We start from the raw sequence: 24315 nt of genomic DNA, 5'->3' as shown, positions 1-24315 counted from the left end.
CCCCCATGGGCACAGAGACTAAAACAGCACTCCCGACCCCGCAACCGGAAGAAGAAAAACCCTGCTCGCGAGTAGTTTTGTGAGCAGGGTAGGTGGTATCTAGAGGACCGCGTTGCGCACCTTCGTGAAGTGGACCTTGTATCGCGTATCCACATCCACGTCAGGGAACGCGGCACGGAAGTCCCGGTCGTTGACTTCGATGGCGTCCTTGATTCGCAGCAACGGGGTATCGGGATCTGCCAGGACCTCGTACTGCAGAGTCGGCCGCGAGCGGTCGTAGGCGACGAGCCGCGAGACCTTCTCCACGCCCTCAACCTCAGCGAGGGTATCCGCCACCGCGCCTGCAATAGCGGACATCTCAGTTTTAATCGCTCCCTCCTCATTCGATTGTTCCGAAGAGACCGCGCTAAACCGATGGTGCCGCAGGTTGCTGATCACAAGCCACAGACCGGCTAGGGCGCAGACAATCGTCGCCAAGCCCAGCGCATAGGGCCACCAGCCCTGCTCCGGTAAGCCCGCCCATGTGTCGTGGTCAACCCACGTTGCCAGGTAGGTGGCAAAAGACACGTCGAAGTGAATGAGAATCGGCCACGCGCCCAGAGCAATGAGCAGGACTCCCACAATGGCAAGGATCGTACGGTCCACGCCGGCAAGCGCCTTAGACATTAGCGATCTCCTCCTGTTCATCCTCAAGCACCACGGTGATGTCCGGAGCCGGGGTAATAGCCGCGAGTGCCGCGGTTACCGCCTCAGTCACGCGCTCTTTAAGCTGCGCGTCGTCGGCATCGCCCGTCGCAGTCACCGTTATGCGCGCATGGTCCTTAGAGATCCGCGCCCTACTACGCGCCGCCGTGGTTCCCGGCACCCGACGCGCCGTTGCCGACGCCACCCGCGCAATGTCCACCGCGCGCAACCACATCGACGCATCCTCGGAGCCAATCCGCACGTGCGTCGTCTTCCGCGGCGCACACGCCGCCCACAACAAAATCAGTCCGATGAGGATGGCCGCACCGCCGGCCACCAGCATCCACCCGTGGATCTCCGGGGAGGACATCACATCGATGAACGGCTGCAACCACGACGCAGCGCCCTCATCGGCACCCACGACCCAGGCCTCACGCCCCACGACCACGGCGGCGACGAGCAGGACGACGCCCAGGATGATGGTCCAGCCGCGCGCCGGCGGGGAGGCCTTCGGGCGTTGACCAAAGCCAACGGGCAGGGAGCTCTCACTCATAATGGCCTCCTATCGTTGATCGTGATGGCGCGCAGCGGCGCCGGGCGCGGGACGTCTACCCGGCGTGTGAACTGGGCCGAGGGCCGAATCTCAATCGGGCGCAGCTGGAGCGGCTCGGCGTGCGGGGAGCGCAGCGCTGGTGCCTGTGGAACGTCCACGTGCCGCGGCTGGACCGGGCGGGGAGTAGTGATGCGGCGCAACGCGAATTCCTGGGGCGACGCCACCGAACGAACGTTGACGGGCGCGGGGTCAGCAATAACGCGCAGCGGCCGCGGCGCTGCCGTAACGATTGGCCGCAGCTCGTCGTAGCGCTGCTCTGAAGGGCCGAAACCTTCCGTGCGAACCGCAACCTCGGATGGCGTGGCAACACCCCGCACCCGCGGTCCCTCCGGTGCCGCCACGGCACGTACCGGAGCCTCGCGTGGGGCCGCGATGTGGCGCACGGGCGCGCCGTGCGCGGTGGTGATGGGCTTGAGGACACGCTCCGGAACAATCGCCGGGATCTGCGCCGGCAGCGGCGCCCGTGTCTCGACCGCCAAGGCAGTCGTGCGTTCGCCTGCCACGGCGCCACCCACGGTGACGTTGACGCGGGTGGTCCGGAAACCGGTGAAATCACGCACGGCCTCTCGTATCGCCGTGCGAACGGCCGCTGCAACGTCGGTGACGGGGGAGGGCCAGTAGACGGCGATATCGACGTCGACAGCGACCATCTGCGTATCCGGATCCATCTGCGCCATCACGCGCGGAAAGGCGCGGCCGGCCAGGCCGGCAAGTTTGGCGTCGACAGCCGCGGTTCCCGGCACACTCGCGATGGCGGAGCTAATCACCTTCTCCATCGCGCGCAGAGAAAAGCGGGTGCGGCCGTGTTTGGCGGTGCTCACTAGCCTCGGCCTCTATCCTGGCCGACCACGCCCTTCCATACCGCAGTGAGGTCGATGCGGCCGTCGAAATGCGCGCCAATCACGCCACCGACTGCGGCGAGCAGCACCGCGAGCGCGACGTACCACACGCCGAGGTAGATGAAAAAGGCCAGAACCAAGCCGGCGATCACGCCGAGGGAGGTGTAATTCTTCATGGTTTTCCTTTAGTTCTGTGGGTCGGTTCCTTTTAGACCGCGTCGTCGAAGACAACGTCCACGCGGCGCACCGCGGGCCAGGTGACGCGGACGGTGGTGCGGGTGGCGTCGCCAAGCTCGGCGAGGGGAACGCCAGCGCTGACATCAACGACGATGTGCAGCTCCAGGTGCGTGTCATCCTGTGGGCTGGGGCGGCGGATGCCGTGCACGCGCTCACCGGGGAAGAGCAGCGCGACCTCCCCGAACCGGCCGGGCGAAAGCTTGGCGACGCCCCTCAGATCCGTCACCGCCTCCGCTATGGACGTGGCAATGGGGAGGGTGAGCTCGGCAGAGGTCACGTTATGCCTGGCCCTGGGTAACTGCCGGGGCCGTTTCGGCAGACTCGTCTTCTTCGCGCGGCAGCTTGACGTCGTGGACGACGACATCGACACGGTCCACGGACAGGCCGGTCATGCGCTCGACCGCGTTCATGATGTTGCGGCGGATAGCCTCGGCGAGCTCGTGGATGGCCACGCCATACTCGGCGATGATGGCGATATCAATGGAGGCGGTGCCGTTGTTCACCTCGACGCTCACGCCCTGGCGGACGTCCTCGGAAGCGCCGAAGGATTCGCGGATGGAGCCCATCATGCGGGCGCCACCGCCGCCGAGGGCGGCGACGCCGGAAACCTCGCGGGCAGCGATGCCGGCGATCTTGGACACAACGACATCATCGATGCGGGTGGTGCCGAAATCGGTCTCCAGGTTCTTGTTGCGCTCCGGGGCAGGGGCCGGGGTGGCGTCGTTAGCCGGGGCGGTCTGCTCGGCGACGTCCTTGGGGGTGGTGTTCTCAGCCATGGTGGATCCCTCTCACTGTGTAGTTGATGTAGGTCTGTATCTACGCCACGAGCTTAACCTCGAACGCGGTCCGCGGGGCGGCGGAGAGTCAATCCTTGGCCAAAACGTGATGTTACCCACTGTTTCTGCAGGAGTTTGGAAAACGCGAGGTTACGTGCTTAAATACAGGGGTTGCTTTAACACAGCGGCGTAGCCGCAGGCTTCAGCCTGTAGGGCGTCGTTGCTGGTAAGGCGAACATGACACCTTTGTTGTGGAGTTCTTCTGGAACTACACGCGAAGGTCATCCGATCGGGCTAGGTCCGCGCTTGAGCAGAGACAATCCCGAGAAGATGGACCGGAGAAGGGGCATGGCAAATAAACAGCGGCAGTATATGAATAAGACTTTGGTTGCGGATCATTGAGATCTAACGCCCCAGTCTTCTTCCTATTTACTTTGACTACGGGTCTTGTACCCCGTCACGAGCACTGCACTCTGGGCTTTTGCCTTAAGTCACTCTCGTGGTCGTCATGACAGTCAGACAACTGGCGTTGAGCCATGGCTTCCAGCCCGGACAACGTTATAGAGAAATCGAGAAGCAATTTCCCACCGCTTCACGCCCCGGATAGGCCGGGAATGTGAAAGTGGGGAAGCGAGGAAGAGGATAAGCGTGGCGGGACAAAAAATCCGCATTCGGCTGAAGGCCTACGACCACGAGGCCATCGACGCTTCTGCTAAGAAGATCGTCGAGACCGTTACCCGTACGGGTGCTCGTGTTGTCGGCCCGGTGCCGCTCCCAACCGAGAAGAACGTATACGCCGTTATTCGTTCTCCGCACAAGTACAAGGACTCTCGCGAGCACTTCGAGATGCGCACTCACAAGCGCCTCATCGACATTCTCGACCCGACCCCGAAGACCGTTGACGCCCTTATGCGCATCGACCTTCCGGCAAGCGTCGACGTGAATATCCAGTAAGCGATCGACACAACGTATTTGGTGGAGAACAAACAATGAGTGAAAACGAGATCAAGGGAATTCTGGGCACCAAGCTCGGCATGACCCAGGTCTTCGACGAGGAGAACCGCGTTGTGCCGGTGACTGTCGTCGAGGCTGGCCCGTGCGTGGTTACCCAGATCCGTACTGTAGAAACCGATGGCTACAACGCCATCCAGATTGCCTTCGGCGAGAAGGACCCGCGCAAGGTCAACAAGCCTGCAACCGGTCACTTCAAGAAGGCTGGCGTGACCCCGCGCCGTTACGTCGCTGAGATCCGCATGGACGATACCTCCGCATACGAGGTCGGCCAGGAGGTCAAGGTGGACATCTTCGAGGGCGTTACCTTCGTTGACGTCACCGGTACCACCAAGGGTCACGGCTACGCTGGCGCCATGAAGCGCCACGGCTTCGCAGGCCAGGGCGCTGCCCACGGTAACCAGGCTGCCCACCGCCGCGTTGGTGGCATTGGTGGCGCTTCGTTCCCGGGCCGCGTCTTCAAGGGTAAGCGCATGGCTGGCCGCATGGGCCAGGACCGCGTGACCACCCAGAACCTGAAGATTCAGAAGATTGATGCCGAGTCCAACCTGCTGCTCATCAAGGGTGCTATCCCGGGTGCGCGCGGTGGCCTCGTCACCGTTAAGACCGCAGTGAAGGGCGGTGCACACGCATGAGCAACCTCAAGCTAGACGTCCAGACCGCTGACGGTAAGACCAACGGCACCGTTGAGTTGCCGGCCGAGCTCTTTGACACCGAGGCATCCATTGCTCTGATGCACCAGGTTGTCAACGCACAGCTCGCTGCCGCTCGTCAGGGTACCCACAAGACCAAGACTCGCGGCGAGGTCCGCGGTGGTGGTCGCAAGCCGTTCCGCCAGAAGGGCACCGGCCGCGCCCGCCAGGGCTCCATCCGTGCGCCGCACTACACCGGCGGTGGCACCGTGCATGGCCCGGTTCCGCGCGACTACTCCCAGCGCACCCCGAAGCGCATGATCAAGGCTGCTCTCTACGGCGCACTGTCTGACCGTGCACGCAACGAGCGCATCCACGTCATCGAGGAGCTCGTCCCGGGCCAGACCCCGTCCACCAAGCAGGCCAAGGCTTTCATCGAGCGCCTCACCGACCGCAAGAATGTTCTTCTGGTCATCGGCCGCGAGGACATCAATGCTCGCCGCAGCGCCAACAACCTGCCGAACGTCCAGATCCTGGATGCCGGCCAGCTGAACACCTACGACGTCCTCTACTCGGACGACGTTGTGTTCTCCGTTGAGGCTCTGCACACCTTCGTCGAGCGCGCTACCGGCGCCGCCGAGGAAGCTAAGGAGGAGAAGTAATGGCTAAGCTCGCTAACCCGCGCGACGTCATCATCGCACCGGTTGTGTCCGAGAAGTCCTACGGCCTGATGGAGCAGAACGTCTACACGTTCTACGTCTCCACGGACTCCAACAAGACCCAGATTAAAGATGCCGTCGAGCAGATCTTCGGCGTGAAGGTTGCTTCCGTGAACACCGTGAACCGTGCAGGTAAGCGCAAGCGCACCCGCACCGGCTTCGGTCAGCGTAAGTCCACCAAGCGCGCCTACGTGACGCTCCGTGAAGGCAGCGACTCCATCGACGTCTTCGGCGGTTCTGCTAGCTAGCAGAACGGCTTAAAGAGCCGATAAGGAAAAGGAAGAATTATGGCTATTCGTAAGTACAAGCCGACAACTCCGGGTCGCCGCGCATCCTCCGTGTCCGAGTTCGAGGAAATCACTCGCTCGACCCCGGAGAAGTCCCTGCTGCGCCCGCTGAGCAAGACTGGTGGTCGTAACAACTACGGCCGCATCACCACCCGCCACATCGGCGGTGGCCACAAGCGCCGCTACCGTCTCATCGACTTCCGTCGTACCGACAAGGACGGTATCCCTGCAAAGGTCGCTCACATCGAGTACGACCCGAACCGTACCGCTAACATCGCCCTCCTGCACTACGCAGACGGCGAGAAGCGTTACATCATCGCCCCGAAGGGCTTGAAGCAGGGCACCATCGTTGAGGCTGGTCCGAACGCAGATATCAAGGTTGGCAACAACCTCCCGCTGCGCAACATCCCGACCGGTACCACCATCCACGCTGTGGAGCTCAAGCCGGGCGCTGGCGCTAAGCTGGCTCGCTCCGCTGGTGCCTCCATCCAGCTGCTGGGTAAGGAAGGCAAGTACGCCATCCTGCGTATGCCGTCCTCCGAGATTCGTCGCGTCGACATCCGTTGCCGCGCCACCGTCGGTGAGGTTGGCAACGCTGACCAGATGAACATCCGTTGGGGCAAGGCCGGCCGTATGCGTTGGAAGGGCGTCCGCCCGACCGTCCGCGGTGTCGTTATGAACCCGGTCGACCACCCGCACGGTGGTGGTGAGGGTAAGACCTCGGGTGGTCGCCACCCGGTGTCGCCGTGGGGCCACAAGGAAGGCCGCACCCGCAACCCGAACCGTTACTCGAACAACATGATCGTGCGCCGTCGTCGCCCGAACAAGAAGCGCTAAGAGGAGGTAAACAATGCCACGCAGCCTTAAGAAGGGCCCGTTCGTCGATGAGCACCTCCTCAACAAGGTTGATGCTCAGAACGAGGCCGGCACCAAGCAGGTCATCAAGACCTGGTCTCGCCGCTCCACCATCCTGCCCGACTTCATCGGTCACACCTTCGCCGTCCACGACGGTCGTAAGCATGTCCCGGTGTTCGTCGAGGACTCCATGGTTGGTCACAAGCTCGGTGAGTTCGCACCCACCAAGACCTTTAAGGGTCACGTTAAGGACGACAAGAAGGGACGTCGATAAGCGATGAGTGACACCATCACCTCCGCATCCGCAACGGCTCGCTACGTCCGCGTTACCCCGATGAAGGCACGCCGCGTCATCGACCTGGTCCGCGGTAAGTCCGTAGCCGAGGCACTTGCAATCCTGAAGTACGCTCCGCAGGGCGCCGCTGAGCCGGTTGCCAAGGTTGTTGCATCCGCAGCTGCCAACGCTGAGAACAACTTCGGTCTGGATCCGCGCACCCTGGTCATCTCCGAGGCATACGCCAACGAGGGGCCGACCATGCGTCGTTTCCAGCCGCGCGCACAGGGCCGCGCATTCATGATTCGTAAGCGCACCAGCCACATCACCGTGGTTGTCGAGAGCCAGAAGGAAGGGGCCAAGTAATGGGCCAGAAGATCCATCCTCACGGCCTACGTTTGGGCATCACTTCCGACTGGAAGACCCACTGGTACGCCGATAAGGACTACGCAAACTACGTAGCCGAAGACATCAAGATCCGCGAGTACCTGGAGAAGGGCCTCGACCGCGCCGGCATCGCCGACGTCGTCATCGAGCGCACTCGCGACCGCGTCCGCGTGGACATCCACACCGCCCGCCCGGGCATCGTGATTGGCCGCCGCGGTGCTGAGGCTGACCGCATCCGCCGCGAGCTGGAGAAGCTCACCGGCAAGATGGTCGCCCTCAACATTCTCGAGGTCAAGCAGGTCGACGCCAACGCAAACCTGGTTGCGCAGTCCATCGCTGAGCAGCTGGTGAACCGCGTGGCTTTCCGCCGCGCAATGCGCAAGGCCATCCAGTCCGCTATGCGCCAGCCGCAGGTTAAGGGTATTAAGATCCTCCTGGCTGGTCGTCTGGGCGGCGCTGAGATGTCCCGCACCGAGCGCTACCACGAGGGTCGCGTTCCGCTGCACACCCTTCGCGCCGAGATCGACTACGGCACCGCAGAGGCCCACACCACCTTCGGCCGCATTGGCATCAAGGTGTGGATCTACAAGGGTGACGTTGTCGGTGGCGTCCGCGAGTCCGAACTGAACGCTCCGGCGCAGGGCCGTGGCCGCGGCGACCGCAACGGTCGTCCGCGTCGTGGTGGCCAGCGTCGCCAGCGCGCACAGCAGAAGCAGGAGGGCTAATCCATGCTGATTCCTAAGCGCGTCAAGTACCGTCGTCAGCACCGCCCGACCCGCTCGGGTGTGTCCAAGGGCGGTAACCGCATCAACTTCGGTGACTACGCCATCCAGGCTCTGGAGCCGGCGTACATCACCAACCGCCAGATTGAGGCCGCACGTATTGCCATCAACCGCCACGTCAAGCGTGGTGGCAAGGTGTGGATCAACATCTTCCCGGACCGTCCGTTGACCCAGAAGCCGCTCGGCGTGCGTATGGGTTCCGGTAAGGGTCCCGTCGAGAAGTGGGTTGCCAACGTTAAGCCGGGCCGCATCCTCTTCGAGATGACCTACCCGAACGAGGCTACTGCCATCGAGGCTCTGCGCCGCGCTGGCCAGAAGCTTCCGTGCAAGGTCCGCATCATCAAGAAGGAGGACCAGTTCTAATGGCTACCGGTACACCCGCCCACGAGTTCCGTGAGCTCGACAACGCTGAGCTGGAGAACCGCCTGAAGGACGCGAAGGAAGAGCTCTTCAACCTTCGTTTCCAGAAGGCCACCGGCCAGCTGACCAACAACCGCCGCATCGGCACGGTTAAGCGCGACATTGCCCGCATCTACACCGTTCTGCGCGAGCGCGAGCTGGGCCTGTCCGTTGCTCCGGGAGCTGAGGCTTAATCATGAGTGAGGCAAACGTGAACACTAAGAAGGAAAAGGGCGCTCGCAAGACCCGCACCGGCATCGTTGTCTCCGACAAGATGAATAAGACCATCGTTGTCGAGCTCGAAGACCGCAAGCAGCACGCCCTCTACGGCAAGATCATGCGCACTAACAAGAAGGTTAAGGCGCACGACGAGAACGAGACCGCCGGCATCGGCGACCGCGTTCTCATCGCCGAGACTCGCCCGCTGTCCAAGGACAAGCACTTCCGTCTCGTCGAGATCGTGGAGAAGGCTAAGTAAAATCTAGCCCTCTTCTACGTGAATAGCCCCCACGGTTATCGTGGGGGCTATTTTTGATCCTGCACGGCGCTCTTCTCCGAGACCAGATCCTCTAGCGCTCGCCGCGGTGTGTGAGCGCAATGGCAAGGCAAAACGCACTGAGCACCGTGCCGACCGCGAGAAGGAACGTGCCGATGCGGTAGGGCGTAGTGCTGGTCACGTCGATGGTGTTAAAGATCTGAACCCAGACCAACCAGCCTGCGATGAGCGTGCCCGCCCCGAGGGCGGTGAGCGCGCGGAGGCCACGGGTGGGGCGTTGGGCGGGGGAGAAGGCGTGGTAGGAGGCGTCGATAAGCGCTAGCACGGCAAGGATGATCGATGTCCAGGCCGCGACGGGCACCGGGAGCAGGGCCGAGGTGCCGAAGAATACCGGCAGGAGGAAACATATCGCGACGAGAACGAGGAGGACCGCGTTTAAGACGGCTGTGCGCAGGGGATAGTTCATAGCCGTGCCTCTACTTCGGTGCGTGTGGGCGGCTGGGCGCCGGTGCGTGAGACTGTGATGGCCGCGGCAGCCGCCGCAAACTGCAGGATCTCGCGCCAGTCTTCGGCGCTGAGCTCGGCTGCATTCCCGTCTCGTTCCGCCAGAAGAGTCAGGAGTGCAGCCATAACCGTGTCGCCCGCGCCGATGGTGTCCGCCACCTCGACGTTCACCGGCGGGACCTCCAACGACACCGACGCCGTGCGCACGCTCAGCCCGTCCGCCCCGCGCGTGGTGACCACCACCGGTACCTGCTCCAGTGCCCCAGCCCCAAGGAAATCAACCTCTTCTTCACTGAGCTTCAGCAGCGTGACGTGAGGAAGCAGACTCAGCAGGAACTCGCGGTGCTCCGCAGTGGCGAAGAAGGGCCGGATGTTCGGGTCCAGCGCCACCTTCGTCCCGCGCGCAGCCAAGTCCTGGAGAAGCGCGGCATAACGCGAGGCGCCCGGCTCCAGCGCTAGGGAGACGGTGCCGAAGCAGGCCCAGGGGACGTCGGCAAGCGCGGGCTCTACCAGGCGGTCGGCAGTACCCTCCGTGTAAAAGGAATAAGTTGCCGAGCCGTCGTCGGCGATGTTGCACACCGCCAGCGTGGTGGGTTCCTCGCCGCGCTGCACAAGGGAGGTGTCCACGCCCTCCTCGGTGAGACGCTCCACCAGCGCACAGCCGAATGCATCCTTCGATAGACGGGACTGAAAGCCCACGTCAGCGCCCAATCGCCCGGCTGCCACCGCCACGTTGAAGGGGCCGCCACCCAGCGCCGGTTGGAGGTCAGCCAGCTGCCCGCGGCCACGCGGAACAAGATCAACGAGGCCTTCGCCACACACCATAATGTCCATAGAGCCCATACTATCGAGGGCATGAACTACCGTCCGCTTTTTCATCTCTCCCCGCCCTCCGGCCGCTTGAATGACCCGAACGGAATCTTCCTTGATGGCGATACTCTGCACGTCTACTACCAGCACGACCCGTGCTTCCCACACGCTAAGAAACAAACGGGGTGGGGGCACGCAGTAGCATCGCTGCGCGCCGCGCAACCGTGGCGGCACTACCCGGACGCGCTGTATCCCATCCGTGAGCATGACGCCCACGGCTGCTACTCGGGCGGCGCAGTGGTCGACGGCGAGGACGTCTGGCTGTTCTATACCGGCAACCTCAAGCGCGATGGCGTACGGATTCCCTCGCAGAACCGCGTGCGCGTGGTGGACCCCTCCGGCCCGGCAGGTGGTTTCTACGAACATGACCCGGCGAACCCGCTCATCAATGGGGCCGCGGAGGGGTTCACGGGGCACTACCGGGATCCCCAGATCACCCGTGATGATGCGGGCTGGCGCATGGTGCTCGGCGCGCAAGCGGAGGATGAAACGGGGCACGTGGTGCTCTACCGCTCCACGGACTTGGCGCACTGGTCCTTTGAAGGCGCGCTCACGTTCGATACCAGCCAGGCCGAGCCGGGCCTGAGCCCTGACCTCGTGCCGGGCGGCTATATGTGGGAATGCCCCAACCATGTGACGCTGCGTGACCGCGCTACGGGTGAGGACAAGGACGTCCTGGTCATCTGCCCTCAAGGTCTTGAGCCGGTGCTTGCCGACGGCTCTACGCACTACGCTTCCTCCGACCAGTGCGGCTACCTCGTGGGCCGACTCGATGGCACGGTCTTCCACGTGGAGCGTGGTTTCAGTGAGCTGGACTATGGCCACCAGTTCTACGCGCCACAGCTGGTGGAGAAGGACGGCGAAGCCATCATGCTGGGGTGGATGGGGTTGCCGGCGCAGGATGACACCCCGACCGTGGAAGAAGGGTGGGTCCACACGCTCACTCTGCCGCGGCGCGTGTGGTTGGAGGATGGCTGGCTGCGCCAGGCTCCGGTCTGGGAGCTGCCGGAAAGCGACTCGGTTGCAACGCTTCAGGCAGGCGAGGGCACGTACGCGCTTGTCGACGACTCCGGGGCCGAAGCCTTCCGCGTCACCTACGGCGGGGGAGAACTCTGCTTGGCTTGCGGCGGTGATGAGCGCGTCGTGCCGTGTCCGGCTGGTTCCCTGGAACTCATCGCGGATGGCTGCGCGGTGGAGGTCTTTGCGGGCGATGGGCGGATTGCGGGGGCGTCGGCGGTTTTTGGTGCCAGCGGCGCTCGCTGGCACGGTTGGGAAGCCCGTTAGGGTGTGAATCTTCCTATATTTATGTCCGAATGCTTGGCATTATGTTGAGTAACGTGTCTAATAAGAGGTGACGCTATTTAACTCATCTCACTCTTCTAGGAGGCACGGCGGCATGGAACACTCACAAGTCGCGGAGCGAATCCTGAAAGCCATCGGCGGCGAAGACAACATCGTGGCGCTCGCGCACTGCGCCACCCGCCTGCGCATGGTGCTCAAAGACAGCAAGAAGGTCGACAAGGCTGCGCTGGAAAACGATCCGGACCTCAAGGGCATCTTTGAGGCCGGCGGTATGTTCCAGGTCATCGTTGGCCCGGGCGATGTCAACATCGTCTTCGACCAGCTCAACAAGATAACCACCAAGGACATCGCGGTCTCCACGGACAAGCTCAAGGACATCGCCGCCGATTCCGGCAACTGGTTCTCCCGCGCGGTGAAGGTCCTCGCGGATATCTTCGTGCCGCTCATCCCGATTCTGGTCGGTGGCGGTCTGCTCATGGCGCTCAATAACGTGCTTACCGTCAACGGCCTTTTTGGCGAGCAGTCAGTCATTGAGATGTTCCCGGCTATGGCCGATGTTGCCGGGCTTATTAACCTCTTGGCCTCCGCGCCGTTTGCGTTCTTGCCTATTTTGGTGGGCTTTACCGCCACCAAGCGTTTTGGCGGCAACGAGTTCCTCGGCGCCGGCATGGCTATGGCGATGGTGATGCCGGACTTGGTCAACGGTTACCAGGTAGCCGCGACCATCGAAGCGGGGGAGATGACCTACTGGAACATCTTCGGCCTCGACGTGGCCCAAGCCGGCTACCAAGGCTCCATCCTGCCCATCCTCGTCATCGCCTGGATTCTTGCCACGATTGAGAAGTTCCTGCACAAGCACCTCAAGGGCACGGTGGACTTCCTGCTTACCCCGCTGCTGACGTTGCTGGTGACGGGCTTTATCACCTTTATTGCGGTGGGTCCGGTGCTGCGCACCGCTGGCGACATGCTGGGTGCTGGCCTGAATGACCTCTACACGTTCGCCGGCCCGGTGGGCGGCTTCATCTTTGGTCTCTTCTATTCGCCGATCGTCATCACGGGTCTGCACCAATCCTTCCCGCCGATTGAGACGATGCTGTGGAACGAAGGCGGCTCCTTCATCTTCGCGGTGGCTTCCGTGGCCAACATTGCCCAGGGTGGTGTGGCCCTGGCGGTCTACTTCCTGGCCCGCTCTGAGAAGCTCAAGGGCCTGTCTGGTGCCTCGGGCGTATCCGCACTCTTCGGCATCACCGAGCCCGCCATCTTCGGTGTGAACCTGCGACTGCGCTGGCCGTTCTACATCGGTATGGGCGCGTCCGCGATTGCTGCGACGCTCATTGCGCTTTTCGACGTCAAAGCCACCGCCCTCGGCGCCGCCGGCTTCATCGGCTTCGTGTCCATGCGTCCCGAGGACTACACGCAGTTCTTCATCTGCGCTTTTACCTCTTTGCTCCTTTCCTTCGGCGTGGCCTTTGCTTATGGCCGCTACCTGATTGCCAAGAACGGTTCCATCGATCCTGATGAGACCGGTGCTGCTACCGGTGCCGGCGTAGGCGGTGCGGTTCCGGCCGCTACCGCTGACCCGAACGCCTATCGCGTGGCCTCCCCGCTGGCTGGTACTGCTATCGCTTTGGAGTCGGTCTCGGATCCGATGTTCGCGGCGGGCAAGCTGGGCGCTGGCGCGGCCGTCGAGCCAACCGAGGGGCGCCTTGTGTCCCCGATTGACGGCAAGGTTACCGTCACCTTCCCCTCCAAGCACGCGTATGCCGTGCGTGGCAAGGATGCCGACGGCAACAACGTGGACATCCTCATGCACATCGGCTTCGATACCGTGAACCTGAAGGGCGAACACTTCACCTCGCACGTCTCCAAGGGCGATGAGGTCAAGGCCGGCGACCTGCTGTGCGAGTTCGATATCGAGGCAATCAAGGCCGCCGACTACCCGGTGACCACGCCGGTCGTCGTCTCCAACTCGAAGAAGACGGGTCCGGTCCTACCGGCCTATGCCGCGGGCGAGGAGATCTCCTTCGGCGATGCGCTTCTTACCGTGGACCCGAAGCCGGAACCCGCTGATGCGACAACCATCGCATCAGCCTCCACGGCCTAGGAGCGCATCTGCGGCGAAAGCCTAAAGCCCTCGCCCATTGCTTCCAAAAGTGCAGACCTGGAAGTGCAGAGGTGCTGCGTGCTGTCAAGCACTGCGCGTGACTTCACGATGTCCACCAGCACCTCTGCACTTTCAGGTCTGCACATGTGCGTCTTAAGGGCGCAGACGCGAGGGAGGGGGGGTATGCCGCATGGGAGCCCCGTCATGCAACCGGGGTGTGGGAAGTGGTGAGGCGTGCAATTTGGGGAAACAGTCTAAGGCATGCTTGAATGTATGGGTTGCATATGGCCGGTCGGTGCAGTGCGATGCGTTTCCGAATCGCCGCACCGAGACCCTTCGACCGCTGTGAACAGCGAGTTCGTCGCACAGCCTGTGCCACGTAAGCAAGTAGACCAGGTGTGTCAAGGACGGAAATCTTGACGCACGTTAATCCAGGTCAGGAGACCCATAGTGATTCAGCAAGAATCGCGTCTGCGCGTCGCCGACAACTCCGGTGCACGAGAGATCCTCGTCATCCGCGTTCTCGGCGGCTCCGTTCGACGTTTCGCTGGCATTGGTGACATTGTCGTCGCCACTGTCAAGGAAGCCATCCCGGGTGGCAACGTAAAGGAAGGCGATGTCGTCAAGGCCGTCATCGTCCGTGCCAAGAAGGAGACCCGTCGTCCGGACGGCTCCTACATCGCATTCGATGAAAACGCCGCAGTTATTCTCAAGGGTGACAACGAGCCGCGCGGTACCCGCATCTTCGGCCCGGTTGCTCGCGAACTTCGTGACAAGCGCTTCATGAAGATCGTTTCTCTCGCACCGGAGGTGATCTAGTCTTATGAAGATTCATAAGGGCGATATGGTGATCGTTATTTCGGGCCCGGACAAGGGCGCGAAGGGCAAGGTCATCGAGGCATACCCGAAGCGCGACAAGGTCCTCGTTGAGGGCGTCAACCGCGTCAAGAAGCACGTTGCTAACTCCGCTACCGAGCGTGGCGCCGAGTCCGGCGGAATCGTTACCCAGGAAGCTCCGATCCACGTGTCCAACGTTGCGATCGTTGACTCCGAGGGCAACCCGACCCGCGTGGGCTACCGTTTCGACGAAAACGGCAAGAAGGTCCGCATCGCACGTAGCAACGGGAAGGACATCTAACATGAGCGAGAACTACACTCCGCGTCTGAAGACCCGCTACCGCGAGGAAATCAAGAAGGCTCTGAACGAAGAGTTCAAGTACGACAATGTGATGCAGATTCCGGGCGTCACCAAGGTCGTTGTCAACATGGGTGTGGGCGACGCTGCCCGCGACTCCAAGATGATCAACGGCGCTCTCGAGGACCTTACCGCTATCACCGGCCAGAAGCCGCAGGTGCGTCGCGCTAAGAAGTCCATCGCTAACTTCAAGCTCCGTGAGGGCATGCCCATCGGTGCACGCGTTACCCTGCGCGGCGACCGCATGTGGGAGTTCCTGGACCGTCTGCTGACCATTGCGCTGCCGCGTATTCGCGACTTCCGCGGTCTCTCTGACCAGCAGTTCGACGGCCACGGCAACTACACCTTCGGTCTCACCGAGCAGACCATGTTCTACGAGATCGACATCGACAAGGTGGACCGCCCGCGTGGTATGGACATCACCGTCGTGACCTCCGCTACCAACGACGAGGAGGGCCGCAAGCTCCTGCGCGAGCTCGGCTTCCCGTTCAAGTAACGTAGCGAATTCTTCCGCCTAATACATGGGTGAAGAGCATCCCCGGTACTCCGTAAGGAGGCCGGGGATTTTTGCGCTTGCATGCCTTTGGGTCAGGACGGAGATATTGCGTTCTAGGGGCAAGGCAGAGCCATCGCTTCCTATGAGGTTCGAACAAGCGGGGAGTAAACTACTGGCGTCTGCGAACTAACGATTCCCCTGAGGTGAATGATGTCCCTGAATGATGCTTCGGCAGCCGCGGTCAAGAAAAAGGTTGCGTTGCTCGATGAGTCCTTTGGCCGGTTCGCCGTGCGCTCTACCCTGGCAGGTGCCTACCTCGCTATCGGTACGGCATTTGCTGGGGTGATGGGGATGGGAGTCGAGAAGCATGTGGAAGGCCTGGGCTCGCTGGTCTTTGCCTGCCTGTTCGGCTTGGGCCTTTTTGCCATCGTCCTTCTTGGCGCGGAGCTGGCTACCGGCAACATGATGTACATGGTCTATGGAGCCGTGACTAAGCAGGTGGGCTGGGGCAAGGGCCTGTGGCTGCTGGTGGTGACGACGCTGTTCAACCTGGTTGGTGCCGCCTTGTTCGCTGCGGCCATGGGAATGTCCGCCAAGCTGGGCGGAATCGATCCGAACCATCTCATTGCCAACCTCGCGATGGGCAAGCTCATCAAGGGCCCCGGCGGACTGCTGGTGGAGGCAGTCCTGGCTAACTTCGTGGTCAACATGGCTATCGTCGGCGCGGTCTTTGCCAAGGATGTGGTGTCCAAGTTCTTCGTCATCGTGCCGATCATCGCCTGCTTTGTGGGCCTGGGCCTGGAGCACGTTATCGCCAACTTCTGCCTGATGACCTTGACCTTCTTCTGTGCCAGCCCGCTGCCTGAGGGGTTTACTCTCGGTGCGGTCCTGGCCAACTGGTCCATCGTGTGGGTGGGAAACCTCATCGGCGGCGGCTTCCTTATTGGCGGCGTGTACGCCTGGCTTAACTCTGGCCCGGAGGCGTACCGCGACTAGTCTTCTCACCGCCTCGGGCGACTCGGCCGTGGAGTAGCTTTCTGAACTGTTGGGGCTCTAAGAACCACGCAGTTCGTGGTCCGCGCAATGGTCCGGTTGGTCGATGGTTCGTCCAGTCATTCTTCCGTACTTCTTCAAGAATCCCTCAGCGGACAAAGACATCGGTTAAGGCGCCGAGTCTCGTGGCTACGAAGACTGACAGTGCCGCTATTCGTGGTGTGGAAAAGCGGGCAAGATCTCTCCCTTCTTAAGAGCAACGCTGAGCCCATCTAGCGCAGATTAACGACAAGTAAACAGCCAAGATGACCTAAAGATGAATCTTTTCTGTTGCGCCCAAAATATCCATTACGCCAGGTCAGCCAGAAAATTCGGGCGCTACACTGTGATTCGTACGTACTGAATTGTGCGAAGAGAGTTAGAGATTTCTTTTGGTATGAGGAGAGGCTATGACAATCGTTGTGTTTGATATTGGCAAGGTGTTGGTGCCGGAGGGAGATAGGGTTCCGCGCCTGGTTAACTTCATTACCGAGTGCGGATTGCCAGTGGATACAGAGGCGTTGATGAACGCGTATTGGGCCCATCGCGATGCTTACGACTTGGGGATGTCAGACGAGGAGTATTGGCCGAAGGTTCTTCTCGATGCGGGACTTGCACCTACTGAAATCGAGCATGTTGATTCTGCAGCATTGGGTGCCCTCGACGGGGAGCGGAACTCTGCGACTACCTCCGAGACTTCGGACTTCCTTGCGGAGCTTCATGCCGCTGAGGTACCAGTTGCACTTTTGAGCAATGCACCGCATTCGATGGCGCGGGCGGTAAGAACCTCTCCGTGGGCGCAGGAGATTGCGGCACAAGTGTTCTCGTCTGAGGTTGGCGTTGCCAAACCGAGCCAAGAGATTTTCCGTATAGCCGAAAGGGAAATTGAGAAATCCTTTGGCCCTCACAAGCGTGAAGACGTTGTATTCTTTGACGATCGCCCAGTAAACATTGAAGGGGCCCAAGCGTTTGGCTGGCAAGGACAGCTGTGGAAGGGAGTTGGGCCCGCACGCACTGTTCTAGCTAATGTATTGACCTAGCGTTACCCCACCGAAAGGAATGCCCTGGCCTCACCAGAATGTGAAGCCAGGGCATTCTTTATTGTCTACCGCTCACTCGGATTGAAGTAAAGCAAAGGCGGGAAGCTCTGCATGTCATTAAACAAGGAGAAAAAGGCAGGTTCGAGGTTGATATCGCCCATCTCCTGTAACCAGGAATTATAAAGCTCCTCGGCCTCGGAGAGCTTCTCTAGACTTCCTTCGGCCTTTGTAAGGCGATAGCCCAAGGTTGAATGCAGCTGGTAGTGATCAAGGCTCGTCACGGGTATATCGAGTACTTCTCCAACCTCAGATCGAAACCTTTCGATCTCTTGGCGTACCGACTCATCGGCCGGCCGTAATTTGATGGTCAGGTGTTCGTCGAGTGGGTACATCTCTACAGCGTGCACCGCAAGAGACTTGGGCCCTTCAATGTTGGCTTCAACGAGGCGTTGACGCATCCGGAAAACCGAATCAGGAAAATCAACGGTTTCGTTGAGCCAAGCGGGCCAAGCTTCTTTCTGACCGAGTAGAGCTCGATGCTTGAGGCCATTCAGGAGGGTCATGTGGAAGCTGGAAGGAACGGTGAAGCCGTAATCGGTTTCCCAACCTCTAGACTTGATGTCGTCTTGAATTCTAATTTCAACTTGTTGGAACTCAGAGCCTTCAGGAACATGTGCAACAAAGGTAGAGCCGGGATGGCGACGAACATCGCCGCGCTCGGTGAACTTTTCCCAAGTATGGGGATTGGCAATCTTGGTCATTGAACTAGTACCTACTTACTTGCTCGTTTGTTATAGGAGGCAATGGCAGAGTCCGCCGTTTCTTGAGCAGTTTCGAATTCTGCCCTTGGGTCTTTGCCATTGGCGATGGCTGACATGGCTTGGCTATAGGACTTACGAGCGTCATTCAAGGCGCCGGTATGGCATCCAGCGGTAACAGTGTTGACTGGCGTAGAAGCATACTGCTCTAACAGCGACTTTTGCTGGGGGCTTAGATCTGTCAGAGAATCCATGGCTGCAGTTGTAGTCGGTAGGTAACCGGTTTCGTCAAAAATTTTCTTTTGAATTTCATCCGAACCGACAAACTTCATAAATTCCCAAGCAGCGGTTTGTTCCTCTTTTGAAGTACCTTCTTCGATTACCCACAGAGAGTTTCCTCCAGGAGCTGCGCCAGCGGCGTCAGTATCTCGTGGTAAGGCGTGAATGGACCAGTCCCAATCGAGGTTTGCCTCAGCGACATTTCCGTAACCGCCAGAGGAGTTCATCTGGATAGCAGCATTTTGGCTAAGAAATGCGCCCGTGGCTGCAGACCCATCACTGCCCGCATCATGGATTGCACCCTCCTTGTAGAGCTCACTGATGGTCGTCCACATATCGACAAGCTGAGAGTCGTCAATTCTGAACGTTGAAGCCTTTTCAGACGTAGTGCCATTCTCTGGTGTACAAAACTCGTTGCCCAACATGGCTGCCATCTCTTCGACATACCATCCTGAGTGGTGGAAAGTTAGTCCAGACTTGCCAGTCTTGTCGTGCAGTTTTTCTACAGCTTCCATGAGCCCCTTGGTGGTGCTCAATGACGATGGGTTGATACCAGCGTCTGCGAGGGCTTTGTCATTGACATACAAGACCGGTTGCGACACCATCGCTGGCATCGAGTAAATCTTGTCTCCCATCGTGTAGTAGTTGGCGACGATTGGAACAAGATCGTTGAAGTCATAGTCGCCATTTTCCTTTGCCAAGTCTTCAGCCGGGATAGCGAGTCCTGAGTCCATCATGAAGCGACTTTGAATGTCGCTAGCCTGCATGAGTGCTGGTAAGTGGCCAGTTTGGACTGAGGCGATGAACTTGGAAATTGAGTCTTCATATGCTCCCTGATAAGAAGCATGAATTTCGTACTCGCCTTCATGCTGCGAATTAAATTGGTCAACAATTCCTTGGAGCGTCTCGCCAGCGGCACCTGAAGATGAATGCCAGAAGTCCACCACAATTTCGCCTGCTTCATTTCTTGGCACCGTGTCAGAGGGTGAACCACAGGCGGTAACACCAGAAGCAGAAATCGCCACGGCAGTGGCAACAGACAAGACCTTTGTATGGAAAGAAAAAGGCATTACTTGACAGCTCCTTCGGTCAGGCCGCGGCTCAGGTATTTTTGGCCAAATACCACGAGAATGATCGTGGGCAGGGCCGCAATTAGCAGACCAGCGAGGACAAGGCCAGTGTCAACGGCAGTTTCATCTGCCAAGGCTTTGATACCCGGCTGAATGGTGCGTACGGACGGGGATTGGGTGATAAGCAATGGCCACATATAGCCATTCCAGGCGGCAATTGCACCGGTGACTAGTGCAGTCATGCATACCGAACGATTCAAAGGGAGAAGGAAAGTAAAGAGGAACCGAATCCTGCCGACGCCTTCGAGTTTCGTAGCTTCATAGATTTCCTTGGGAAACTGTTTGAAAGCTTGATAGAACAGGAAGATTGTGAAGGATGATGCGACATAGGGAAGGAAGATTGCGATGACTGTGTCGTAAAGGCCCATCTCACTTACAGTGAGATAGTTACCAATCACCGAGACCTCGGAAGGAATCATCATGGGGATGAGAAAGAAACCGAGGATCTTTCCAGGCATCGGAATACGGCCGAAAGCCAAGGCGAAGGCGGCGAGAACCGATGTAATAAATTGGCCTCCGGTTTGGCAAACCGTGACAATCAGTGAGTTCACAAGCTGTTGACCAACTTGGGACTGCTCCCATGCTCGTGGATAGTTTGAACCGACGAAATCACCGAAGAACAGCGTTTGGATGCCGGCTTGAATATCTGCTGTGGAACGTACAGACCCGACGAACGCGTAGACGACAGGAAATATGATAAAGATGCAGGCAATAAGTAGCCAGACCCATATGAGTGCAGTCATCAACGGTGAGCGCAGCTGAGAACTGGGATTAGGAGTCGTTTGGGGAGTTTGGGAGCGCTTATGTCGGCGGACCCGATTCACTCTTTTGTTCGGGATGTCTGAGGCGCGAGACATCATGCTCCTCCTTTCAGAGAATTCTTAAGACTGTTTCCGGCTTAGACGAAATTGGATGAGGGTGAGTACGAGGATGATGACGAAAAGCACCATGCCGCGGGCTGAAGCTGCAGCAAAGTCTGCTGTACCGCCGCCGAACGCTAAGTCATAGATGTCAAGTACGAGGGTCCTAGTGGATGATGCTGGGCCGCCGTCAGTAAGGACGTTGAAGATTGTGAATTCCTTCATTGCAGCCATGGACTGAGTCACAGCCAGGAATAGAAGCATTGGCGCAATTCCTGGAATGATGATGTAACGCACGTACCTGATGCCGGTGGCGCCGTCGAGATTCGCAGCTTCTACGACGTCATCCGAGATCCCGTCGATAGCGACCATTAGCAGCAAAATGACAAAAGAAATACCGATCCACAGGTCTACTGTGATTGTGGAAAGTAGGGCGACTCGAGGACTGGTTAGCCACCCTACGGTCCCAAACCCGAGCATCGTCGCTAATTGATCAAAGAATCCGATGACGGGGGCAAACATATTTCGGAAAACGAGAGTGCCGATCGCCGTGGATACAGCCATAGGCACTAGCACTAAAGAACGCATCCAAAAAGTGCCCTTTAGTCGGTAGCTCAAGGGAAGCGCGATGGCCAAACCGATAGCGAGCTTGAGAACTACGGTGGTTACCGTAAACACCAGAGTTCGCACCAAAGTGGCACCGAAGGCTGGATCTGTGAACATAGCGACGTAATTCTCGAAACCAGCGAACCCTTTAGGTCGTCCAAAAAGGTCGGTTGAGGCGAATGACAAATACAGGGCGCGGAAGAACGGATAAAACTCAAAGATTAGAAAAAGGACAAGGGTTGGAAACAACATTGCCCAGGAAAGCCAGTCAATCCCTGCTCTGCGGCGCTGCTGTGCGTCCTCTTTGACGGTTTCCGCCGTACGGCGAGCTGAGGTAGCAGAGTTTGCGGTGATGCTCATTAGTTGATCCGCTCCTTTGTATGGCTGCAAAAAAGATGGAGCTTGTCGCGCTTGATGCGTACCGAAATGGGTGCGCCTTCGTCCAGCACCTCGGTGTTTGCAACGCGAACGAGAAGAGTTGCTGTGGTTTCCTCATCGCTGGTGCCAGAGGCTTTCGGGGGAGCGGCGACTGGTGAACTTTGCGGAACGATATGGACATATTTGTCGGAACCAAAGTTTTCGACATATTCAACAGTGCCCAAAATATCGGCCTCTGTTGATCCGCATAACTCGAAGTCCTCTGGGCGAATACCAATGATGACGTCTCGGCCGTTTGGTTGATCTTGAAGTTCGGGTACAGGAAGAGTGAGCCCATTGGCTTTCAGCTCTGAACCGTCTTTGACTGCAGAAACTAGGTTCATCGATGGTGATCCGATGAAAGTAGCCACAAAAACGTTCGCGGGGCGCAAGTACAAATCCTCTGGAGTTCCGACTTGCTGCATGTTTCCTCCCTCCAGAACCGCGATTCGATCAGCCATGGTCATGGCTTCAGTCTGATCGTGGGTGACGTAGAGCATCGTCGTCTCGAGCTTTCGCTGCAGACGGCTAATTTGCGAGCGAGTACTTACTCGCAATTTGGCATCGAGGTTGGACAGCGGCTCGTCCATCAGGAACACCTGCGGATCACGGACAATGGCACGTCCCATGGCAACGCGTTGGCGTTGGCCACCAGACAATGCTTTCGGTAGGCGGTCGAGGTAAGGCTCGAGTTCAAGTAGCTTTGCTGCTTCAGAGACGCGTTCAGCACGGCTCGCTTTGTCAACCTTCTGCATCTTAAGTGCAAACTCCATATTCTCACCGACCGTCATATGCGGATAAAGGGCGTAAGACTGGAAGACCATAGCGACATCGCGCTTAGAAGGCGGGAGCTGTGAGGCACGCTGATTGCCAATGAAGATTTCCCCACCTGTGACAGCTTCGAGACCTGCAACCATTCGAAGCGTCGTGGACTTGCCGGAGCCGGATGGTCCGACGACCGCTAGAAACTCACCGTCATGGACTGTGAGGTCGAGGTTATTGATGGTGGGTGTTTCATTGCCGGGGTAGAGCAGCGTAGCTGCGTCAAAAACTATGTCGGACATTGAGATAGCTTTCTGAACTAAAAGTGAACGAGCGTTATTGCTTTGATCTGCCGAATGCGGCGACATGGCGAAAGGTCGTAGGTCGCCGCCCTCTGGAAGCGAAAACACTGTCCCAGCTACAAGTAAACGGGATTACTCGGGTGCGTAAACAATAAACGAAGCGCCTCACGTCTTTTTTGGGGCGACATTTTTGCAGGTGGGAGCACTTTGCTTCGCTATTTCAAATCTGTGCAGTCTCCTGAACTGGGCGTTTACCTCTTTTGGTGATTGAGGGTTAGGTGAACAAGATTGCATGGTGGTTAACAGGCAGGATTTTGTTTACCCAATGCTCTGCAATGAGGCTAAGTTTCCCTTGGCGGAAGGGGGAAGTTTCCCCACTTGAGTAAAATGGCTTTTTTCACTTTTGGGTCAGTAGCGTCGGAGTATCTCCAAATGCCCCTCAAGCGGGGGTGTCTGATCGAGATATACTTAGTCGACGTGGCAGAGACCAGTTTCGATGAATGGCTGCGCAAATGGTGAAAGTAGAGCGGTAAAGGGCAACGGTGAGTACCGTTCAAGAAGGGAGACATAACGCAGCACTCTTCTAGTTCTGTCTTATGCTGCGAAGGAAGGGCTCTCCATGGGTGACTGTATTTCTAATGGAGCAGAGGGTCGACAGCCGACGCTGGGTGACATCGCTGCGCGAGCAGGCGTCTCTCGCAGCTCAGTCTCACGAGTTTTTCGGGGACAGAAGAAAGTGTCTGATGAAAACAGACGGAGGATCCTCGAAGCTGCGCATGAACTTGGCTACGTTCCGAATGTAATAGCTCGAAAACTATCGGCTCTTAGCGGGCGAACACTTGGTGCATTAGTTCGGGACCCTGCTAATCCTGCATACGGTTTACTTCTTCAGGAGCTGCATGTTGCGGCTCATCGTCAAGGATATGATTTAGTTACTATGTCGGTAGCGCCAGGCAAGTGTGATGACCGTCAGCTAGACAGCTTGTCTCATCTCCTTGGCTTGGGAGTAGCGGGACTAATCGTCTCAACCGGAGATTTAGCGAGTGAGCTCTTGCTGCCATTCTCAGAACGCGTACCAATCATCCGAGCAGGGCGACCGGAACCCGATGCGCTAATTCCCGCTGTGTCTTTCGATGCAGAACACGCAGGCAAGGTTTTAGCAGAAGCTGTTGTTAAAGCTGGCCACACGAAGATTGCGGTTGTGCGCACGTGTCCTGAAGTTTCGTTTCCTGAGTACACCCGAGCTCAGGCAACAATCGCGGAGATTCGTAAGCAAGGATTGGAGCCCTTTATTGTTGACGTGAAGTTCGATAGCGGAGAAGCGTATGTGGTACCTCTCATTAAGAGTGGAGCCATCACGGCTGTCATGTGTCCGACAGATTTGCGCCAGCTACATTACTTGCGTGTTTGCCAGGATGAAGGAATATCTGTTCCCAGTCATGTGAGCGTCACTGGCTGTGATGGGGCGTTGCCAGGCTTCGATATTATGGGTTTGACGACCTATTCTTGGCCTGTGCGAAAGCTAGCGACAGGAGCGGTAGCGTCCATTCTTGAGCTAATCGATGCTTATGGGGAGGTCGAGAAGCCGACCCCTTGGGTCCAGAGAAAGTATCAAGGACAGTTAGTCCCCGGTCGTACTCTTTCGCCACCTAACGAAAGTTAGGTCT

Annotated in this window: 32 protein-coding genes; 19 read left to right on the top strand and 13 right to left on the bottom strand. The window is 58.8% G+C overall.

What is annotated here, in order from left to right; translation table 11 throughout:
* Positions 1-99: 99 nt before the first annotated feature.
* The 6 genes from HMPREF2565_RS11565 to HMPREF2565_RS11540 are packed head-to-tail and all read right to left on the bottom strand — an operon-like array spanning position 100 to position 3149.
* Positions 100-666, bottom strand: a complete 567-nt coding sequence (locus HMPREF2565_RS11565; protein ID WP_046648484.1) for an Asp23/Gls24 family envelope stress response protein — start codon at positions 664-666, stop codon at positions 100-102.
* Positions 659-1237: a DUF6286 domain-containing protein gene (locus tag HMPREF2565_RS11560; RefSeq protein WP_070754657.1), complete on the bottom strand. Its 579-nt coding sequence runs from the start codon at positions 1235-1237 to the stop codon at positions 659-661. Before HMPREF2565_RS11560 ends, HMPREF2565_RS11565 begins: the two co-directional genes overlap by 8 nt.
* Positions 1234-2118, bottom strand: coding sequence for an Asp23/Gls24 family envelope stress response protein (locus HMPREF2565_RS11555; protein WP_246819152.1), 885 nt, complete (start codon positions 2116-2118; stop codon positions 1234-1236). The genes HMPREF2565_RS11560 and HMPREF2565_RS11555 overlap by 4 nt, the downstream gene beginning before the upstream one ends.
* Complete coding sequence (locus HMPREF2565_RS11550; RefSeq protein WP_010189668.1) at positions 2118-2312, bottom strand: hypothetical protein; 195 nt, start codon at positions 2310-2312, stop codon at positions 2118-2120. Before HMPREF2565_RS11550 ends, HMPREF2565_RS11555 begins: the two co-directional genes overlap by 1 nt.
* A gap of 32 nt (positions 2313-2344) precedes the next feature.
* Entirely contained in the window at positions 2345-2650 is a 306-nt protein-coding gene (locus HMPREF2565_RS11545) for a hypothetical protein (protein WP_046648481.1), read from the bottom strand.
* A 1-nt stretch (position 2651) separates the two neighbouring features.
* A complete protein-coding gene (locus tag HMPREF2565_RS11540) occupies positions 2652-3149 on the bottom strand; it encodes an Asp23/Gls24 family envelope stress response protein (protein ID WP_046648480.1) in 498 nt (165 codons plus the stop codon).
* A gap of 648 nt (positions 3150-3797) precedes the next feature.
* On the opposite strand from HMPREF2565_RS11540, the gene rpsJ reads away from it, so the two are divergent.
* Genes rpsJ through rpsQ form a run of 11 tightly spaced genes read left to right on the top strand, consistent with a single transcriptional unit; the run spans position 3798 to position 8973 of the window.
* Complete coding sequence (rpsJ, locus tag HMPREF2565_RS11535) at positions 3798-4103, top strand: 30S ribosomal protein S10 (RefSeq protein ID WP_003848085.1); 306 nt, start codon at positions 3798-3800, stop codon at positions 4101-4103.
* 35 nt (positions 4104-4138) lie between these two features.
* Positions 4139-4795: a 50S ribosomal protein L3 gene (gene rplC, locus HMPREF2565_RS11530; RefSeq protein WP_046648479.1), complete on the top strand. Its 657-nt coding sequence runs from the start codon at positions 4139-4141 to the stop codon at positions 4793-4795.
* On the top strand, positions 4792-5454 hold the full coding sequence (rplD, locus tag HMPREF2565_RS11525; protein ID WP_010189650.1) for a 50S ribosomal protein L4: 663 nt from the start codon (positions 4792-4794) through the stop codon (positions 5452-5454). Before rplC ends, rplD begins: the two co-directional genes overlap by 4 nt.
* Positions 5454-5759 (top strand): 50S ribosomal protein L23, encoded by a 306-nt coding sequence (gene rplW, locus HMPREF2565_RS11520; RefSeq protein ID WP_042529293.1) that lies wholly within the window; start codon positions 5454-5456, stop codon positions 5757-5759. The genes rplD and rplW overlap by 1 nt, the downstream gene beginning before the upstream one ends.
* 39 nt (positions 5760-5798) lie before the next feature.
* Complete coding sequence (rplB, locus tag HMPREF2565_RS11515) at positions 5799-6635, top strand: 50S ribosomal protein L2 (RefSeq protein WP_010189648.1); 837 nt, start codon at positions 5799-5801, stop codon at positions 6633-6635.
* 13 nt (positions 6636-6648) lie between these two features.
* Positions 6649-6927, top strand: a complete 279-nt coding sequence (gene rpsS / locus HMPREF2565_RS11510; protein WP_010189646.1) for a 30S ribosomal protein S19 — start codon at positions 6649-6651, stop codon at positions 6925-6927.
* A 3-nt stretch (positions 6928-6930) separates the two neighbouring features.
* Positions 6931-7293 (top strand): 50S ribosomal protein L22, encoded by a 363-nt coding sequence (gene rplV, locus HMPREF2565_RS11505; RefSeq protein WP_010189645.1) that lies wholly within the window; start codon positions 6931-6933, stop codon positions 7291-7293.
* The gene (gene rpsC, locus HMPREF2565_RS11500) at positions 7293-8039 is read left to right on the top strand and encodes a 30S ribosomal protein S3 (protein WP_049157353.1); all 747 of its coding nucleotides are present in this window, start codon (positions 7293-7295) and stop codon (positions 8037-8039) included. Before rplV ends, rpsC begins: the two co-directional genes overlap by 1 nt.
* Before the next feature lie 3 nt (positions 8040-8042).
* A complete protein-coding gene (gene rplP / locus HMPREF2565_RS11495) occupies positions 8043-8459 on the top strand; it encodes a 50S ribosomal protein L16 (protein WP_010189643.1) in 417 nt (138 codons plus the stop codon).
* Positions 8459-8689: a 50S ribosomal protein L29 gene (gene rpmC / locus HMPREF2565_RS11490; protein WP_010189642.1), complete on the top strand. Its 231-nt coding sequence runs from the start codon at positions 8459-8461 to the stop codon at positions 8687-8689. Before rplP ends, rpmC begins: the two co-directional genes overlap by 1 nt.
* Before the next feature lie 2 nt (positions 8690-8691).
* Positions 8692-8973, top strand: coding sequence for a 30S ribosomal protein S17 (rpsQ, locus tag HMPREF2565_RS11485; RefSeq protein ID WP_010189641.1), 282 nt, complete (start codon positions 8692-8694; stop codon positions 8971-8973).
* A gap of 91 nt (positions 8974-9064) precedes the next feature.
* Here rpsQ and HMPREF2565_RS11480 read toward each other — a convergent pair whose 3' ends face one another.
* Together HMPREF2565_RS11480 and HMPREF2565_RS11475 are read right to left on the bottom strand one after the other, a co-directional pair.
* Positions 9065-9457 carry a hypothetical protein gene (locus tag HMPREF2565_RS11480; protein WP_071407401.1) on the bottom strand — a complete coding sequence of 131 codons (393 nt, stop codon included), beginning with the start codon at positions 9455-9457 and terminating at the stop codon, positions 9065-9067.
* A complete protein-coding gene (locus HMPREF2565_RS11475) occupies positions 9454-10329 on the bottom strand; it encodes a carbohydrate kinase family protein (RefSeq protein WP_046648508.1) in 876 nt (291 codons plus the stop codon). Before HMPREF2565_RS11475 ends, HMPREF2565_RS11480 begins: the two co-directional genes overlap by 4 nt.
* A gap of 21 nt (positions 10330-10350) precedes the next feature.
* Here HMPREF2565_RS11475 and HMPREF2565_RS11470 point away from each other — a divergent pair, with 21 nt between their 5' ends.
* From HMPREF2565_RS11470 to HMPREF2565_RS11440, 7 genes are all read left to right on the top strand, one after another.
* Positions 10351-11649, top strand: coding sequence for a glycoside hydrolase family 32 protein (locus HMPREF2565_RS11470; RefSeq protein WP_071407400.1), 1299 nt, complete (start codon positions 10351-10353; stop codon positions 11647-11649).
* 112 nt (positions 11650-11761) lie between these two features.
* Positions 11762-13771 carry a sucrose-specific PTS transporter subunit IIBC gene (locus HMPREF2565_RS11465; protein ID WP_071407399.1) on the top strand — a complete coding sequence of 670 codons (2010 nt, stop codon included), beginning with the start codon at positions 11762-11764 and terminating at the stop codon, positions 13769-13771.
* A 450-nt stretch (positions 13772-14221) separates the two neighbouring features.
* Positions 14222-14590, top strand: a complete 369-nt coding sequence (gene rplN, locus HMPREF2565_RS11460; RefSeq protein ID WP_046648472.1) for a 50S ribosomal protein L14 — start codon at positions 14222-14224, stop codon at positions 14588-14590.
* Positions 14591-14594: 4 nt separating this feature from the next.
* Positions 14595-14909, top strand: a complete 315-nt coding sequence (rplX, locus tag HMPREF2565_RS11455; RefSeq protein ID WP_005527724.1) for a 50S ribosomal protein L24 — start codon at positions 14595-14597, stop codon at positions 14907-14909.
* 1 nt (position 14910) lies between these two features.
* Complete coding sequence (gene rplE, locus HMPREF2565_RS11450) at positions 14911-15462, top strand: 50S ribosomal protein L5 (protein ID WP_046648471.1); 552 nt, start codon at positions 14911-14913, stop codon at positions 15460-15462.
* Between the two features lie 210 nt (positions 15463-15672).
* Entirely contained in the window at positions 15673-16458 is a 786-nt protein-coding gene (locus HMPREF2565_RS11445) for a formate/nitrite transporter family protein (protein WP_071407398.1), read from the top strand.
* Between the two features lie 446 nt (positions 16459-16904).
* The gene (locus tag HMPREF2565_RS11440; RefSeq protein ID WP_071407397.1) at positions 16905-17534 is read left to right on the top strand and encodes an HAD family hydrolase; all 630 of its coding nucleotides are present in this window, start codon (positions 16905-16907) and stop codon (positions 17532-17534) included.
* A gap of 65 nt (positions 17535-17599) precedes the next feature.
* Here HMPREF2565_RS11440 and HMPREF2565_RS11435 read toward each other — a convergent pair whose 3' ends face one another.
* Genes HMPREF2565_RS11435 through HMPREF2565_RS11415 form a run of 5 tightly spaced genes read right to left on the bottom strand, consistent with a single transcriptional unit; the run spans position 17600 to position 22648 of the window.
* A complete protein-coding gene (locus HMPREF2565_RS11435; protein ID WP_071407396.1) occupies positions 17600-18295 on the bottom strand; it encodes a DUF1868 domain-containing protein in 696 nt (231 codons plus the stop codon).
* 11 nt (positions 18296-18306) lie between these two features.
* On the bottom strand, positions 18307-19641 hold the full coding sequence (locus HMPREF2565_RS11430; protein ID WP_071407395.1) for an extracellular solute-binding protein: 1335 nt from the start codon (positions 19639-19641) through the stop codon (positions 18307-18309).
* On the bottom strand, positions 19641-20561 hold the full coding sequence (locus HMPREF2565_RS11425) for a carbohydrate ABC transporter permease (RefSeq protein ID WP_246819151.1): 921 nt from the start codon (positions 20559-20561) through the stop codon (positions 19641-19643). Before HMPREF2565_RS11425 ends, HMPREF2565_RS11430 begins: the two co-directional genes overlap by 1 nt.
* A 21-nt stretch (positions 20562-20582) precedes the next feature.
* Positions 20583-21527, bottom strand: a complete 945-nt coding sequence (locus HMPREF2565_RS11420) for a carbohydrate ABC transporter permease (protein WP_071407394.1) — start codon at positions 21525-21527, stop codon at positions 20583-20585.
* Positions 21527-22648 (bottom strand): ABC transporter ATP-binding protein, encoded by a 1122-nt coding sequence (locus tag HMPREF2565_RS11415; RefSeq protein ID WP_071407393.1) that lies wholly within the window; start codon positions 22646-22648, stop codon positions 21527-21529. Before HMPREF2565_RS11415 ends, HMPREF2565_RS11420 begins: the two co-directional genes overlap by 1 nt.
* A gap of 619 nt (positions 22649-23267) precedes the next feature.
* Here HMPREF2565_RS11415 and HMPREF2565_RS13555 point away from each other — a divergent pair.
* Positions 23268-24311, top strand: a complete 1044-nt coding sequence (locus HMPREF2565_RS13555; RefSeq protein ID WP_084738737.1) for a LacI family DNA-binding transcriptional regulator — start codon at positions 23268-23270, stop codon at positions 24309-24311.
* The last annotated feature ends 4 nt before the right edge of the window (positions 24312-24315 follow it).

The sequence above is a fragment of the Corynebacterium sp. HMSC072A04 genome, from assembly GCF_001809235.1.
In the GTDB taxonomy this organism is placed as follows: domain Bacteria; phylum Actinomycetota; class Actinomycetes; order Mycobacteriales; family Mycobacteriaceae; genus Corynebacterium; species Corynebacterium hiratae.
This window is presented reverse-complemented; position numbering and strand designations above follow the sequence as displayed.

Bases quoted from the DNA above. Each gene is read 5' to 3' on its own strand.
- rpsS (WP_010189646.1), top strand. From the start codon at position 6,649: ATGCCACGCAGCCTTAAGAAGGGCCCGTTCGTCGATGAGCACCTCCTC.
- HMPREF2565_RS11445 (WP_071407398.1), top strand. From the start codon at position 15,673: ATGTCCCTGAATGATGCTTCGGCAGCCGCGGTCAAGAAAAAGGTTGCG.
- rpmC (WP_010189642.1), top strand. From the start codon at position 8,459: ATGGCTACCGGTACACCCGCCCACGAGTTCCGTGAGCTCGACAACGCT.
- HMPREF2565_RS11470 (WP_071407400.1), top strand. From the start codon at position 10,351: ATGAACTACCGTCCGCTTTTTCATCTCTCCCCGCCCTCCGGCCGCTTG.
- rpsQ (WP_010189641.1), top strand. From the start codon at position 8,692: ATGAGTGAGGCAAACGTGAACACTAAGAAGGAAAAGGGCGCTCGCAAG.
- rplD (WP_010189650.1), top strand. From the start codon at position 4,792: ATGAGCAACCTCAAGCTAGACGTCCAGACCGCTGACGGTAAGACCAAC.
- rplX (WP_005527724.1), top strand. From the start codon at position 14,595: ATGAAGATTCATAAGGGCGATATGGTGATCGTTATTTCGGGCCCGGAC.
- HMPREF2565_RS11425 (WP_246819151.1), bottom strand. From the start codon at position 20,561: ATGATGTCTCGCGCCTCAGACATCCCGAACAAAAGAGTGAATCGGGTC.
- HMPREF2565_RS11465 (WP_071407399.1), top strand. From the start codon at position 11,762: ATGGAACACTCACAAGTCGCGGAGCGAATCCTGAAAGCCATCGGCGGC.
- HMPREF2565_RS13555 (WP_084738737.1), top strand. From the start codon at position 23,268: ATGGGTGACTGTATTTCTAATGGAGCAGAGGGTCGACAGCCGACGCTG.
- HMPREF2565_RS11480 (WP_071407401.1), bottom strand. From the start codon at position 9,457: ATGAACTATCCCCTGCGCACAGCCGTCTTAAACGCGGTCCTCCTCGTT.
- HMPREF2565_RS11475 (WP_046648508.1), bottom strand. From the start codon at position 10,329: ATGGACATTATGGTGTGTGGCGAAGGCCTCGTTGATCTTGTTCCGCGT.
- HMPREF2565_RS11435 (WP_071407396.1), bottom strand. From the start codon at position 18,295: ATGACCAAGATTGCCAATCCCCATACTTGGGAAAAGTTCACCGAGCGC.
- HMPREF2565_RS11420 (WP_071407394.1), bottom strand. From the start codon at position 21,527: ATGAGCATCACCGCAAACTCTGCTACCTCAGCTCGCCGTACGGCGGAA.
- HMPREF2565_RS11440 (WP_071407397.1), top strand. From the start codon at position 16,905: ATGACAATCGTTGTGTTTGATATTGGCAAGGTGTTGGTGCCGGAGGGA.
- rpsC (WP_049157353.1), top strand. From the start codon at position 7,293: ATGGGCCAGAAGATCCATCCTCACGGCCTACGTTTGGGCATCACTTCC.
- rplB (WP_010189648.1), top strand. From the start codon at position 5,799: ATGGCTATTCGTAAGTACAAGCCGACAACTCCGGGTCGCCGCGCATCC.
- rplW (WP_042529293.1), top strand. From the start codon at position 5,454: ATGGCTAAGCTCGCTAACCCGCGCGACGTCATCATCGCACCGGTTGTG.
- rplP (WP_010189643.1), top strand. From the start codon at position 8,043: ATGCTGATTCCTAAGCGCGTCAAGTACCGTCGTCAGCACCGCCCGACC.
- rplE (WP_046648471.1), top strand. From the start codon at position 14,911: ATGAGCGAGAACTACACTCCGCGTCTGAAGACCCGCTACCGCGAGGAA.
- HMPREF2565_RS11550 (WP_010189668.1), bottom strand. From the start codon at position 2,312: ATGAAGAATTACACCTCCCTCGGCGTGATCGCCGGCTTGGTTCTGGCC.
- HMPREF2565_RS11415 (WP_071407393.1), bottom strand. From the start codon at position 22,648: ATGTCCGACATAGTTTTTGACGCAGCTACGCTGCTCTACCCCGGCAAT.
- HMPREF2565_RS11565 (WP_046648484.1), bottom strand. From the start codon at position 666: ATGTCTAAGGCGCTTGCCGGCGTGGACCGTACGATCCTTGCCATTGTG.
- rplV (WP_010189645.1), top strand. From the start codon at position 6,931: ATGAGTGACACCATCACCTCCGCATCCGCAACGGCTCGCTACGTCCGC.
- HMPREF2565_RS11560 (WP_070754657.1), bottom strand. From the start codon at position 1,237: ATGAGTGAGAGCTCCCTGCCCGTTGGCTTTGGTCAACGCCCGAAGGCC.
- HMPREF2565_RS11540 (WP_046648480.1), bottom strand. From the start codon at position 3,149: ATGGCTGAGAACACCACCCCCAAGGACGTCGCCGAGCAGACCGCCCCG.
- rplC (WP_046648479.1), top strand. From the start codon at position 4,139: ATGAGTGAAAACGAGATCAAGGGAATTCTGGGCACCAAGCTCGGCATG.
- HMPREF2565_RS11430 (WP_071407395.1), bottom strand. From the start codon at position 19,641: ATGCCTTTTTCTTTCCATACAAAGGTCTTGTCTGTTGCCACTGCCGTG.